Origin of the sequence: Arsukibacterium sp., assembly GCF_041616895.1 — a bacterium.
Classification (GTDB): Bacteria; Pseudomonadota; Gammaproteobacteria; order Enterobacterales; family Alteromonadaceae; genus Alishewanella.
This window is the reverse complement of the sequence record NZ_JBFJPY010000022.1, coordinates 1-14,975: the sequence shown is the minus strand read 5'-3', so window position 1 is coordinate 14,975 and position 14,975 is coordinate 1. Positions and strand designations below refer to the sequence as shown.

Here is a 14,975-nt window from a genome sequence, read left to right as displayed (position 1 = left end):
ACAAGCGCCTTAATTGGCGGGTTGCAGGTCTACCATCATATTGCGATATGAACAGTATGCTACGTCTTCTGCTTGCTGTCTAAAACTACCCTGGCGGGTATAAGAACTATGGTCTTTATAAATGGTCACCGCATAGCCCTGGCCAACTTTCATGGCACGCCCTTCTGCCTGGCGAGCCTGAGTCAGGCACAATAAATGACTCACTTGCTTATAATTATCACGTTCAAATATCTCACCCGAGCTCAGTAGAGGTTGCGCCGGATTATTAGGGGCAAATTTCCAGTTGGCAAAGCGGCTTCGCATCAGGTTTGCGTTTATTTCCAATTCATCGCCCCGGGTCAGATAATGGGTTACCACATTACGCAGCGTCAAGGCATTACCTTCACCACTGCTATTGGCGTTACTCATATCAACCACATAAACACCTGCCTCGCCGAGCACGGCCATCCGTACAGCAGGCTGTTCAGGATTAACGCCAAAACCTACCAGTAAGCCAGTATTTTCATCAATACCAAAACCAAAGCGGCTTTGGGTATCGTGCAGCAAGCGGATCAAGCGCCCCTGCCGACCACGCTCAGAAAAATGGGTATCGAGCACTCCCCAGCGAAATAATCCCAGACCACCGGCGCCGCTGTAAGTAAGGTGGCTTTCTGCCAGACCATTACTGCAACTCAAATCTTTATCACAGCCTACCTCAGGCGCTGGCAGATCGAACGCACCAAATTGCATAGCATTAAAACTGTCACCATTGGTTATCATTGGAGTGCGTTGCCCGTTAAAGCTGCCACCTGACATCACAGCCGTGCCCGCGCTGGTACCCGCCACCACAATTTGGCCAGCTGCCAGCATTCGCTCTATCTGTTGTAGCTCGGCTGAGGCAGAGCCGTCATCAAGCCGCAAGGCTTTTAAGGTTAAACTCTGGTCGCCACCGTTAAAAAAGATTCCATCTGCCCGTCGAATTTTTGCTACAGCGCCTTTACTGCCGTCCTGGCAAAACTCAGTTTTCTGAGTCATTAAATCAGGGTACACCCGCTGGCGTTGATAAGTGCCATGCTGCTCGGCCAGATGTTTATCCAGTTCTGCACAGCTATTTTTATCACCGCTCTGCCAGGCAGCCTGATAGGCTGCACTGATAGGTAGCCAGCTAACATCAGCTCCGGCTTCGGTAAATAAATTAGTATAAAAATCAACAGCCGCAAACGGATCGCGTGATGATGCAGTAACCACCAGGATCCTTGGTTTACGTTGCTCCCCCGCTACTTGCTGAGCCATAGCGACAAACTTCTGATACAGCTCCACCGTAAACTGATTTTTTGTGTTGGCCAGATCGGCAAATTCCCGGCTCCGTTGACTGGTTCGGTTTGCACTCTTTTCAGTCATTACCGGTACTTCCAGCTGATCCAGCACAAAATTCAGCTCACGGCCGTTTAAACCAGCATAAACCGTGCGTCCAGATACCCAGATACCATCCACTTCAATCTCGGCGCTGCGCCACAATCTCTGCAGTTCGCGTTCAGAGACCCGGTCATTAGCCAGTTGTCCCCGCAAAAACTCTAAAATGGCAAGGGTTTGCTGTTGTTCAATGATTCGATCTTCTGACCAGAACCCTGGACTGTTAATCGCTTGCAGATTCTCGGCAGTCAACTGAAACACACTATGTTTTTTAGCCGCCGCAGAAAACACATCGTTGCTGAGACAATCCCTGGTGCTGGTTGAGCTACAGGCGGCAAGCCCGCCACCCATCAACAGCATTGAGTATTCAGGCATCGTTTTATTTTCATCATTGGCACTAAGAGTAAAAACCGGCATTGCCATTAAAATGGCTGATAAACAAACAGTTATTTTTTTCATCGGCTCTTTCTTATTGTTTTTCAGGCCACCAGGGCCTGCAGACTACTGATAATGCGCCAGGCGCGAACCCCATATTTAAGGCATACAGATTATCCTGTATTGACATCTTTGCCAATTAGAAGTAGAAATAAGATTGTTTTCGGCGCTGATTTAATTCATTGCCGGAAACAAAATATTGAAATTTATAACTGATAACTCACTTTTTAAAGTAGCGATATGTTAAAGAAAGCACTAATGCTCGGCTCATATCACTATTCGTCATACTACCTTTCTGAGTGGTTTAACGAATAGAAACCTATCAGGCAACTGCGGTTAGCCTGAAGTGTTCTATTTAAACAAACCCATTAAAGCAAAAATAAAGCAAATTACAGGCTATGCCGATCCTTAGCTGATCGCATGCCTAAAAAACACAGGTGTAACTATGCGTAACTTAACTCCACTGGCGCTGGCTATTGCTGGCAGCTTACTCGCGTCTCCTTTTAGCTATGCACAAGAAACGGCCAAAGAAGAAGAAAAAAAAGTAGAACGAATTGAAGTTACCGGTTCAAGGATCAAAGGTGTTGATCTGGAAGGCACTCAACCACTGGTTGTTATCTCTGCAGAAGATATTAAAAACTCAGGGGCCAGTTCAATTTATGATCTGTTAAAAGATCTAGGTCAGGTGCGAGGTGGTAGCGGTACCTTCTCTACTTCTGAGAGCGGTGCAACATCTACTTCGACTCCAGCCGGTCAGGCAGCAGCATCGCTGCGTGGTCTTGGTCCATCTTCAACATTGACGCTGGTAAATGGCCGCAGAATTGCCGCCTCTTCGTTTGCCGCCGGCACTCAGAACTTTGTTGACGTTAACAGCATTCCGTTGGCAGCCATTGAGCGGATAGAAGTGCTGGCAACCGGTGCTTCAGCAATTTACGGTGCCGATGCTGTGGCCGGGGTCATTAACTATATTCTGAAAACAGATTATGAAGGTGCAGAGCTTAACGTATCCTATGGCAACAGTACTGCTTCATCAGATGATGCGAAAGTTAACGCTAACATTGTGCTGGGTACAGAACTGGCCGGCGGTAATCTGACCATATTTGCTGACGTCTATGATCGCAAGGGCTACACTGCGCAGGATCGTGACTTCACCCGCAACCCAAATTTGGTAAGTAACTACTCTTACTTACCGAAAGGCGTACCTAACATTTATTTCTTTTCGGCCGTTAGCGGCGACGAAATAGCCAGCCCGGGCTGCACCAGCGAACTGGTTACCACCGAATTTGGCGAGCAAATCTGTGCATACTATGCAAACGAGGATGATGTACTGGAAACGCCGTTTGAAAGTGCCTCTGCCGGCTTTAATTTCCGCAAAGAGCTGGGCAACAACCTGATATGGAATACCGACTTTTTCTACAGCCACACCTCATCGGTTTCTTCGTCCAGCCCAGCCCCGATTAATCAGGTTGATGACAGTGAAGGTGCCTGGGTTCAGGAAACCGCACTGGATGTTTTCCCTGACGCCGTGCGCGACTCGTTGCTCGATCAAATTTATATTGACCCCTTCACCAGTGTGGCGGGTCAGCGGTTGTTTGGTTTTCAGTTCGATGCTCGCTTTAATACCCCAAGAACCGTTGAAGTGACCAGCGATTCATTCCGGCTGGTTAGCAGTATCGCTGGCAGTACTGACAACTGGGATTGGGAAACTGCGGTATTATTATCACGCTCTGAGTCGGAGCAAGAGGCGATAGCTGGTATTTACAATCGCTATAAATATCATGCAGCTATTGCCGGCGAACTTTGCCAGGACGGTACTATCGCCAGCTATAATAGTGATGCCGGCACGTTAACGTGCGGCAGTGGTGCAGGTCTGGCGGGGGTCTACAACCCGTTTTTAGCCAATGATGCAGGAAATGAAGCACTATTAGCACTGGCTCAGGAAGTTCCTACCCGCGATGGTGTTAGTACGGTTTATGGCTGGGATGCACGGATAAGTGGTGATTTATTTGAGTTGAATGGCCAGCTGGTGCGCTCGGCATTTGGTCTTGAATTACGTAAAGAAGAAATTACTGATACGCCATCTGCTAACGCTCAGGCCAGTGCCGCCAATGGTTACCTGGTAGATGTCTTCGGCTTTGGTTCCAGCCTCTCTGCTGCTGACCGAACCCAGATGGCCGCTTTTGCCGAAATTTACGCGCCCTTAACTGATACGGTTGAATTACAACTGGCTGGCCGCTACGACCACTACGATGATTTTGGTAGCACCTTAAACCCTAAAGTCGGTATTACCTGGCGGCCGTTGGACAGCTTAGTGATTCGAGGCTCCTGGGCCACTTCATTCCGGGCGCCGTCACTTACTCAGGCAGGGGTAAAACTAAGAACCACTACCGCAACCTTTGATTGTAGTGCTAACCAAACCGTTTCTGACTTGTACTGTGACGGTGCCGGTTTTACCAGCAGCCCGAATGTGCTGGAACTGGGTAATGCTGCGCTTGAAGCCGAAACTTCAGAGTCTGTCAGCGTTGGTTTTGGCTGGAGCCCGACTCAGGACACCACACTTACCGTCGATTACTGGCAGTTTGAGCATAAAAAACTGGTCGATACCGATATGACCGCAATGTTGGCCCGCACGGCAACTGATGCCAGTGTCCGTCATTGTGGCCTGGTGCCTGATGGCGAACTGGGTATCTCTTACGATCCTGACTTATGTGATGTTACCGATCTGGCCGGACGAACTGTTGAAGATGACGGCGCCAATATGGCAGAAATCCTGGATGCCTGGGTTGAGTACGACGATCCGCGCTTTGCTGAATTGCCGCTGTTCCGTGACCATGTTATCCAGCTGGATAACGTTGGCCGCCAAGACGTTAGCGGTATTGATGCTAGTTTCAGCCATACTCTTGACTTGGCCGGCGGCCGCTTAGGGCTGGATCTGGACTGGACCCACTACCTGGAGTTTGAGCGCAATAAAGCAGGCTCGGATGAAGTTGAGGCATTAATTGGTACTTTCCGTTATCCGGAAAATATCGGTAGTGCCCGCATTTCCTGGAGCGGCGAAGCGCTTTATCTGGGGTTAACCGCGCTGTATACCTCGTCATACCTGGACGATACTGCGCGGTTACGCAGTCGCAACCTTGATGAGCTGGATGAGTTAGGTCTGATTGATGCTGATGGCACTCGTGATGTTTCAGCCTGGACCACACTACGTGCCAATATTGGTTATGATTTTGAGCATGCATCGCTTAACTTCACTATCGACAACCTGCTGGATCGTGACCCACCAGCGGTATATGGCAGCAGCCGCGGGTTCGACTCCATTAACCACAACGCCTTTGGCCGCAACTATCGTGTATCCTTTAGCTACTTCTTTTAATTAGCAAAGAAGCGGGCGTAAATACTACAACAGGTATTGCGCCCGCTAATTACCGATAGCTATTACAAGGCTTACATTATGGCTAACCAAGTAAAACAACTGGTATCAATGCCGGACGCCTTTGTCATCCTGTTTTTTGTGATGATTTTGGCTGCTGTTGCATCGCATCTGGTACCTGCCGGCTCGTTTAGTTTAATAGAGCCTGCGCCGGTGGCCGAAGGGGCTGCCAAACTTAAGGGTAAAATCGACCCAAACAGCTTTACCCTTGTGACAGACGCACAACAAGGGGTGCCGCTGTTTGCAGAGGGTGGTGGCATTGGCTTTTTCAACTATGCCTTTGAAGGGCTGGTATCCGGCGATAAGTGGGGGTCAGCCATTGGTGTAGTGGCTTTTATTCTGCTTACTGGTGGCGCTTTTGGCATCATTATGAAAACCGGTGCTATTCACAACGGTATTCTGGCGCTTATCGAAAAAACCAAACGGATGGAGTTTGTTTTTATTCCACTAATGTTTGGCCTGTTCTCACTGGGTGGTGCGGTCTTTGGTATGGGCGAGGAAGCTATCGCTTTTTGTATCATATTACTACCGCTGATGCTGGCACTTGGTTATGACGCCATCACCACGGTGTTGGTTACCTACGTTGCTACCCAAATTGGTTTTGCAACCTCCTGGATGAACCCGTTTAATGTCGCTATTGCCCAGGGCATTGCGGAAATTCCATTAATGTCCGGTAAAGACTTGCGCATTGCTATGTGGGTGGTTTTCACCTTGTTTGGCATGATTTTCACCATGCGCTATGCGGCCAGGATAAAAGCGCAACCAGAGCTCTCGTTAAGTTTCAATACCGATCAAAAATTGCGGGCACAACAAAGTGCTGAAGCAAAAAACGAATACAACAAGCTAGATAGCGTTATTTTACTGGCATTTTTTGCCGGCCTAATCTGGATTATCTGGGGTGTAACCACTCGCCAGTACTATATTCCGGAGATTGCCAGCCAGTTCTTTACTATTGGTATCATTATCGCCGTTATCGCCGTATTAGGTAAACGCTTAACTATGAATGAAGCCGCCGATGGTTTTAAACATGGCGCTGCAGAGCTACTACCCGCTGCACTGATTGTCGGCATGGCCAAAGGCATTGTGCTATTACTAGGTGGTGATGAGCCCAATTCACCGTCGGTACTAAACACCTTGCTTTATTACAGCGGCCAGGCGCTGGGCGATTTACCGTCGTACTTGTCCGCCTGGTTAATGCTGATTATTCAGTCGGTCATCAACTTCTTTGTTGCTTCTGGTTCAGGCCAGGCGGCGCTGACTATGCCACTTATTGCGCCGTTGGCCGATTTAGTCGGACTGTCGCGCCAAATTGCGGTATTAGCATTCCAACTCGGTGATGGTTTAACAAACTGTATTATCCCCACGTCAGCGGCATTAATCGGTTGTTTAGGGGTAGTAAGGGTTGACTGGACAGTGTGGTTTCGTTTTGTCTGGAAACTTCAGCTTTGGCTGTTTGCGCTGGCCAGTAGCTTTATGCTTATCGCCGTGGCAATAGGTTATCAATAGCAGCCAGAAGGCTGCTCGAGGTTAATATTTTGAATTCAATTATACTTATAAAAAATGCCGAGCTGTTTGCGCCACAGCCACTTGGCAAATTGGACGTAGTAATAGCCGGTGGCCGCATAGCCGCCATCGGCAATGATTTTAATCTGGCTGGCAGCAATTTGCCGGTGACGGTTATCGATGGCAGTGACTATTACCTGACGCCGGGTTTTGTCGACTCGCTGGTCCACTTTATTGGCGGTGGCGGCGAAGGCGGCTTTGCCACCCGCACCCCGGAAATGCAACTGACTGATGCTACCTTAGGGGGGGTTACAACTGCAATTGGCGTGCTGGGGACCGATGCCACCACCCGCACATTAACCAACCTGCTGGCCAAAGCACATGCATTAGAAATCGAAGGTATTACCACTTACTGTCATACCGGCTCATATGAAATTCCTTGTCGAACGTTAACCGGCAACATTACTGATGATTTAATCTTAATTGATAAGTTTATTGGTGTCGGTGAAATCGCGATAAGCGATCATCGCTCATCACAGCCCACCATTGATGAGATCCGCAAGGTTGCGGCCGCTGCCAGAGTGGGCGGTATTTTGGCAGGTAAGAGTGGGATCGTCAGCGTGCATATGGGCGCTGGCGAACGTATCTTGCAACCTATCTATCAGGCGGTTACGGGCACTGAATTAACCTTAAAGCAGTTTTATCCTACCCATATGAACCGCAACCGCCGGGTTTTCGAAGCCGGCCTGGAGTTTGCTAAAAAAGGCGGCGTGATTGATTTCACTACCAGCACGACAGAGTACGACCTAAAACACGGTGAAGTAGCCGCAGCGGCAGCGCTGGCTGAGGCGCTGCAGGAAGATATTAATCCGCTGCAACTGACGCTCAGCTCAGACGGCAATGCCAGCCTGCCAATTTACACTGACAATGGTGAATTGCTGGGGCTGCAAGTTGGTCAGGTAAGTACGCTTTATCAGTCGGCGCGCGATGCTATATTAAGTCATAACGTTAATATCAGTGACGCCATCTGCGCTATCACCCAGTCACCAGCGACAATATTGGGACTAAAGCAAAAGGGTCGATTGGCAAACGGCCTGGACGCCGATCTGGTTTTACTCAATCGCGACGATCTGGCTATCAATCAGGTATTTGCCAAGGGCAAACAGTTAGTCAGTTCAGGCAAAGCCACGGTAAAAGGCATGTTTGAGCGCTAATATTGCCACCAAGCATGTTTAGCATAAATATATGCAAACCAAATGTGCTACCGGATCCTAAAAAGCTGCTTTGGCAGCTTTTTTTTATGCCAAAGTAATATTGATGCTGGAAATAGCGCCAATTCATGTAATTTATTTTCATTTTCAGCCGGGCAATTTCAAAATCAAACAGACGGCCAGACGGATAAACTTCACTTGCTTTTTTAGCTTATTCTTAGTATACCTGTTCAGCTTGGTAGCTGCAGAGCGCCAAGAAAATTAGAGTAACAGCACTACAGCGCATTAATTACTGAAAGAGACCTCGTTATTTTCTTTCATTTGTATAAAAATCAGCTTTAAGAATAATAATTCATCTTTTGTAAATATTTATATATTTTCAAGGTAAGTTTGGAGGTAAGTCATGGCGTTGTATCAGCATAGTCAGGCGCGGGAAAATTGTGGCTTTGGCCTTATCGCTCATATAGAAGGTGCTGCCAGTCATCGGATTGTCAGAACTGCCATCAACGGCCTGGATCGCATGCAGCATCGTGGCGGTATTTCTGCCGACGGTAAAACCGGTGATGGCTGCGGTTTGTTAATGCAAAAACCTGACAGTTTCTTCCGGGCAATTGCTGAAGAAAATGGCTGGAATCTGGCTAAAAAATACGGCGTAGGCATGATATTCCTGAGCCAGGATCCAGAAAAAGCCGCCGCAGCCAAAGCCATTATTAATAAAGAAATAGCCCGTGAAACCTTAAGCCTGGTGACCTGGCGCACTGTACCAACCGATAGCAGCGTGTTAGGCCCGCTGGCACTGGAGTCAATGCCACAAATTGAACAGGTTATTGTTAATGCCCCCCATGGTTGGGGCGACCATGACCTAGAACGTCGTCTTTATATGGTTCGTCGCCGGGTAGAACAGCAGCTAAGTGCAGACCCGGATTTTTATATTCCCAGCTTTTCCTCACTGGTAACGGTATTTAAAGGCCTGATGATGCCGGCCGATTTACCACGCTATTACACCGATTTAGCCGATATCCGGATGGAAACCGCGATTTGCGTCTTTCACCAGCGTTTTTCAACCAACACCATGCCACGCTGGCCACTGGCGCAGCCATTTCGCTACCTGGCGCACAACGGTGAAATTAACACCATTACCGGCAACCGGCAGTGGGCCCGTGCCCGTCAGTATAAGTTTGCCTCACCGCTATTACCCGACTTACAGGACGCTGCGCCTTTCGTTGGCCAGACAGGTTCAGACTCTAGCTCACTGGATAACCAGCTGGAACTGCTGTTAGCGGGTGGTATGGATTTATTCCGTGCTATGCGTTTATTAGTGCCACCAGCATGGCAGGGCAACCGGGTAATGGATGACAACTTAAAAGCCTTTTACGAATTTAACTCAATGCATATGGAGCCGTGGGACGGCCCGGCCGGTATCGTCATGACTAATGGCCAGCATGTAGCGTGTAACCTGGACCGCAACGGTCTACGCCCTGCCCGCTTCGTTATTACCCGCGATAAGCTGATTACCTTAGCCTCTGAAGTCGGTATCTGGGATTACACCCCGGATGAAGTGGTCGAAAAAGGCCGGGTAGGCCCGGGTGAGATGCTGGCGATCGACACCACTACCGGGCAAATTTGGCGTTCGGATGAAATTGATAACGATTTAAAGGCCCGCCATACCTATCGCAGCTGGCTGGATGACAACGTGCAGCGGCTGGTGCCTTACGAGAAGTACGAGACCGATTTAATTGGTAAACGGGTATTTGACGATGACACCATGCAGGTGTATCACAAGCTGTTTAACTACAGCTACGAAGAAATTGAGCAGGTAATGACCGTGCTTGCCAAAGACGGCCAGGAAGCAGTAGGCTCTATGGGCGACGATACGCCGATGGCGGTGTTGTCACGCAAGCCCCGCAACTTGTTTGATTATTTTCGCCAGCAGTTTGCCCAGGTTACCAACCCACCTATCGATCCGCTGCGTGAGTCTCACGTAATGTCGCTGGCTACCAGTATTGGCCGCGAGCATAACGTGTTTAAAGAAACCGCCGGTTACGCCCGCCGTATTCAGTTTGAATCGCCGGTGATGATGTATTCTGACTTAAAACAGCTGCGCCAGGCTGATGAAAAATATTATAAAAACCAGGTGTTCTCATTAAACTTTGACCCGAAGCAGCAAACGTTAGAGCAGGCAACACGCGCCCTGTGTGACGCCGTAGTCAGTGCAGTGCGCGATAACAGTGTGGTACTGGTGATCCTGACCGATCGGCGCATTGAGCAAGGTTTAATTCCTATTCCGGCTGCCATGGCAGTGGGTGCGGTGCAACTGGCACTGGTTAATGCTCAGCTGCGCTGCGACTCCAACATTATTATTGAAACGGCCAGCGCCCGCGACTCGCATCACTTTGCGGTGTTAATTGGTTTGGGCGCTACCGGTATTTATCCGTTTTTAGCGTATGAAACGGTTGAGCAGCTGGTTGAAAAAGGCACCATTAATTTAAGTGCGCGCCAGGCGGTGCTTAATTACCGTAAAGGCATTAATAAGGGCCTTTATAAAATCATGTCAAAAATGGGCATTTCCACCGTAGCCAGTTACCGCTGCTCTAACTTGTTTGAGGCAGTGGGCATTAACAACGACGTGATGCAACTGTGCTTTGCTGACGTAGCCTCACGTATTGGCGGTGCCAGTTTTATCGACTTTGAGCAAGACGTGCAGCAATTGGCCAATGTCGCCTGGCTTAAACGCAAACCAATGAACCATGGTGGCCTGTTAAAATACGTACATGACGGCGAATACCACGCCTACAACCCGGATGTGGTTACCAGCCTGCAAAAAGCGGTACGCTCTGGAAAATATGAAGATTACCGGGTTTACAGTAACCATGTTAACCAGCGCCCGGTAGCCCATTTGCGTGACTTACTGCAACTGGCTAATGATACCGACGCTGCCAAAAACAGTATTGCTTTAGACCAGGTAGAAGCGGCCGAACACTTATATCCGCGTTTTGACAGTGCAGCGATGTCGATTGGCGCACTCAGTCCGGAAGCACACGAAGCGCTGGCCATTGCGATGAACCGCTTAGGCGGGCGTTCTAACTCCGGCGAAGGCGGTGAAGATCCACGTCGTTTTGGTACCGAGAAAAACTCCAAAATTAAACAGGTTGCTTCCGGCCGCTTTGGAGTAACCCCGCATTACCTGGTAAATGCTGAGGTTATTCAGATCAAAGTGGCGCAGGGCGCTAAGCCCGGTGAAGGCGGCCAGTTACCCGGTGAAAAAGTTACCGCTGAAATTGCCCGCTTACGTTATTCGGTACCCGGCGTTACCTTAATTTCGCCGCCGCCACATCATGATATTTATTCTATTGAAGATTTAGCCCAGCTTATTTTCGACTTAAAACAAGTAAACCCGCAGGCACTGATCTCAGTAAAACTGGTATCCGAGCCTGGTATCGGTACCATTGCCACCGGGGTGGCTAAAGCCTATGCCGATTTAATTACCGTATCAGGCTATGACGGCGGCACCGGTGCCAGCCCGTTAACCTCGGTTAAATATGCCGGTAGTCCGTGGGAGCTTGGCCTGGCCGAAGTGCATCAGGCGCTGGTTGAAAACGGCCTGCGCGATCGGGTGCGGCTGCAAGTGGATGGCGGCTTAAAAACCGGCCTAGATGTGGTTAAAGCGGCTATTTTAGGTGCTGAAAGCTTTGGTTTTGGTACCGGGCCCATGGTGGCGCTCGGCTGTAAATTCCTGCGTATTTGCCATTTAAATAACTGCGCCACTGGCGTCGCCACCCAGGATGAAACGCTGCGCCGTGACCACTTTACCGGCCTGCCAGAAATGGTCATGAATTACTTTAAGTTTTTAGCCCTTGAAGTGCGCGAGCTAATGGCGCAGCTTGGCGTAACCGAGCTTACTCAGCTTATTGGCCGCACCGATTTACTGACCGCTAAAGCCAGTGAAACCCAGAAGCAAGCCAAACTGGACTTAACCCCTATTTTACAGGCCAGCGGGGTAACGTCAGATAAGCCGCTGTACTGCGTTAAAAACAACACGCCATTTGACCCGGGTGCATTAAACCAGCAATTGCTGCAGCGCTGTGAGCAAATGGTGCTTAATAAAAGCGGTGGTCAGCTCAGCCTGCCCATTCGCAATACCGACCGCTCGGTTGGCGCCACGTTATCAGGCTTTATCGCCAGCAAGCACGGTAACCAGGGCATGGCAACGGATCCTATCCGCCTGCGCTTTACCGGCACTGCCGGCCAAAGCTTTGGGGTGTGGAATGCAGGCGGCCTGCACCTGGCGTTGCAAGGCGATGCTAACGATTATGTCGGCAAAGGCATGACCGGCGGCCAGATAGCCATTTTCCCGGCCAAAGGCGCCAGCTTTGCTAAAAACGGCTTTGCCATTGCCGGTAATACCTGTTTATACGGCGCCACCGGCGGCCGCTTTTATGCTGCTGGCCAGGCCGGCGAGCGCTTTGCGGTGCGTAACTCCGGCGCCTTGGCGGTAGTAGAGGGTACCGGCGATAACTGCTGCGAATATATGACCGGCGGCGTGGTCGTGGTACTGGGTGGCACCGGGGTGAATTTTGGCGCGGGCATGACCGGCGGTTTCGCCTATTTGCTGGATGAACTGGATGACCTGGAATTGCGGCTAAACCCAGAGCTGGTTGAAGCACTGGAGATCAGCACGCCCATTTTACAAGAGCACCTGCGTAGCCTGTTACACCAACACGTGGAAGAAACCGGCAGCGATAAAGCGCAGCGCATCCTGTCTGATTTCAACAATTACTTAAGCAAATTTAAGCTGGTAAAACCAAAAACCAGCGACGTAAATACCTTGCTGGGACACCGCGCTCGCTCTTCTGCTGAGCTGCGGGTTCAGGCGATGTAAGGGCAAAGGAAACGTTATGGCACAGAATGTATATCAGTTTATTGACGTAAAACGGATTGATCCGCCAAAACGCTCACACAGCGAACGTACTATTGAGTTCGTGGAAATTTATCAGCCGATGACTAACACCCAGGTGGAAGGTCAGGCCGACCGTTGTCTGGATTGCGGTAACCCGTACTGTGAATGGAAGTGCCCGGTGCACAACTATATTCCGCAGTGGTTAAAACTGGCTAACGAAGGCAAAATTATTGAAGCGGCCGAGCTGTCGCATAAAACCAATAGCTTACCGGAAGTATGTGGCCGGGTATGCCCGCAAGACCGTCTGTGTGAAGGCGCCTGTACCCTGGATGAGGGCTTTGGCGCCGTTACCATTGGCAGTATTGAAAAGTACATTAACGACAAAGCCTTTGAAATGGGCTGGCGGCCCGATTTATCGGCAGTGATTAAAACCGATCGTCGGGTAGCAGTTATTGGCGCCGGCCCGGCCGGTTTAGCCTGTGCCGATGTTTTGGTACGTAATGGTGTATCACCGGTGGTGTTCGACCGCTATCCGCAAATTGGTGGCCTGCTCACCTTTGGTATTCCTCCATTTAAGCTGGAAAAAGAAGTACTGAGCCGGCGGCGGGAAATTTTTGAAGGCATGGGTATCGAGTTTCGGTTAAATACCAATGTCGGGGTCGATGTCAGCTTCGACAGCCTGCTGGATGAATACGATGCAGTATTTTTAGCGCTTGGCACTTACACGCCAATGAAAGGCGGCCTGGTAAATGAAGATGCCCCCGGTGTGTATGAAGCACTGCCTTTTTTAATTGGCAATATCAATAACCTGATGGGCTGGCAAACCGAGCACCCGTTTGTTAGCTTAAAAGACAAAACCGTGGTGGTATTAGGCGGTGGCGATACCGCGATGGACTGCGTCCGTACCTCTATCCGCCAGGGAGCAACCAAAGTCAGCTGTGCTTACCGGCGCGATGAAGCCAATATGCCTGGCTCGCGCAAAGAAGTGCAAAATGCCCGCGAAGAAGGCGTAGAGTTTTTGTTTAACCTGCAACCGCTGGGTATTGAAGTAGATAGCGAGGGCAAGGTGTGCGGCGTTAAAGTGGTGACTACTGAATTGGGGGCGCCCGATGCTAAAGGCCGTCGCAGCCCACAGCCTGTAGCAGGTTCAGAGCAGATAATAGCCGCAGATACCGTTATTATCGCCTTTGGTTTTCAGCCAAGCCCACCGCAATGGTTAATTGACATGGGTGTTGCGCTGGATACTAAAGGCCGGGTAGTTGCCTCTGAGCAAAGCCCCTATGCCCTGCAAACGAACCAGCAAAAGATTTTTGCCGGTGGTGATATGGTACTGGGCTCTGACCTGGTAGTTACCGCCATTGCCCAGGGCCGTAAAGCCGCTGAAGGGATGTTAGATTATTTGCAGGTGTAAAAGCCTGTTAGCATTGGATACGGAGAAATGCTCGAACCGGCTTACCCACGCTGACACGCCGTAAACCCATCCCTGGGGGCTCGTTTCCGCCCGTCCAGGGCTTCAACGGTCAGCTTAGGGTAAGCCTAATCTCGCTTTATCGTTTCTGGTTGCAGATTCAAAAAGCGGGCAAACCGGTTCGAGCCCTACACAAAATCCGAACCTGCATAAGCGCAATACAAGGAGTATCACATGCCCCCATTTACCCTACCTGACTTAAGCGACGCCCACGCCGACTGCATTCGCATAGCCGAGCCCATTTTCACCAACTACGGCGCGAAAGCGTGTTTTGGCGGGCAAATTGTTACCGTAAAATGCTTTGAAGATAACTCCAAGGTAAAACAACTGGTGGCTACCAATGGTCAGGGCAAGGTGCTGGTGGTCGATGGTGGCGGCTCAAAACGCCATGCGCTGCTAGGTGATATGCTGGCCGAACAAGCCGCAGCTAATGGCTGGGAAGGTATTATTATCAACGGCTGTATTCGCGATATTGACGAAATACGCCAAACCCCGCTCGGCGTGCAGGCACTGGGTATTCACCCAATGAAAACTGACAAGCGTGATTTGGGCGATATCAACCTAACCGTGACCTTCGCCGGGGTAGACTTTATCCCCGGCCAGTTTGTCTATGCCGATAATAATGGGGTGTTGGTGGCG

The 14,975-nt window shown here is 50.0% G+C and carries 7 protein-coding genes; 6 read left to right on the top strand and 1 reads right to left on the bottom strand.

All coding sequences use genetic code 11. The features are described from left to right. Positions 1–9: 9 nt before the first annotated feature. Positions 10–1,851: a cyanophycinase gene (locus ABY802_RS05850; protein ID WP_372626086.1), complete on the bottom strand. Its 1,842-nt coding sequence runs from the start codon at positions 1,849–1,851 to the stop codon at positions 10–12. Between the two features lie 421 nt (positions 1,852–2,272). On the opposite strand from ABY802_RS05850, the gene ABY802_RS05845 reads away from it, so the two are divergent. From ABY802_RS05845 to rraA, 6 genes are all read left to right on the top strand, one after another. Continuing rightward, entirely contained in the window at positions 2,273–5,200 is a 2,928-nt protein-coding gene (locus ABY802_RS05845) for a TonB-dependent receptor domain-containing protein (protein ID WP_372626085.1), read from the top strand. 78 nt (positions 5,201–5,278) lie between these two features. After that, positions 5,279–6,763, top strand: coding sequence for a putative basic amino acid antiporter YfcC (yfcC, locus tag ABY802_RS05840; RefSeq protein WP_372626084.1), 1,485 nt, complete (start codon positions 5,279–5,281; stop codon positions 6,761–6,763). Between the two features lie 29 nt (positions 6,764–6,792). Then, positions 6,793–7,974, top strand: a complete 1,182-nt coding sequence (gene iadA / locus ABY802_RS05835) for a beta-aspartyl-peptidase (RefSeq protein WP_372626083.1) — start codon at positions 6,793–6,795, stop codon at positions 7,972–7,974. Between the two features lie 400 nt (positions 7,975–8,374). Beyond that, positions 8,375–12,850 (top strand): glutamate synthase large subunit, encoded by a 4,476-nt coding sequence (gltB, locus tag ABY802_RS05830; protein WP_372626082.1) that lies wholly within the window; start codon positions 8,375–8,377, stop codon positions 12,848–12,850. A 16-nt stretch (positions 12,851–12,866) separates the two neighbouring features. Next, positions 12,867–14,279: an FAD-dependent oxidoreductase gene (locus ABY802_RS05825; RefSeq protein WP_372626081.1), complete on the top strand. Its 1,413-nt coding sequence runs from the start codon at positions 12,867–12,869 to the stop codon at positions 14,277–14,279. A 231-nt stretch (positions 14,280–14,510) separates the two neighbouring features. Next, the coding region (gene rraA / locus ABY802_RS05820) for a ribonuclease E activity regulator RraA (RefSeq protein ID WP_372626080.1) at positions 14,511–14,975 on the top strand (465 nt) is incomplete at its 3' end.

Excerpts from the sequence above, each read along its gene's own strand:
- ABY802_RS05850 (WP_372626086.1), bottom strand. The coding sequence starts at position 1,851 with ATGAAAAAAATAACTGTTTGTTTATCAGCCATTTTAATGGCAATGCCG.
- ABY802_RS05845 (WP_372626085.1), top strand. The coding sequence starts at position 2,273 with ATGCGTAACTTAACTCCACTGGCGCTGGCTATTGCTGGCAGCTTACTC.
- yfcC (WP_372626084.1), top strand. The coding sequence starts at position 5,279 with ATGGCTAACCAAGTAAAACAACTGGTATCAATGCCGGACGCCTTTGTC.
- gltB (WP_372626082.1), top strand. The coding sequence starts at position 8,375 with ATGGCGTTGTATCAGCATAGTCAGGCGCGGGAAAATTGTGGCTTTGGC.
- ABY802_RS05825 (WP_372626081.1), top strand. The coding sequence starts at position 12,867 with ATGGCACAGAATGTATATCAGTTTATTGACGTAAAACGGATTGATCCG.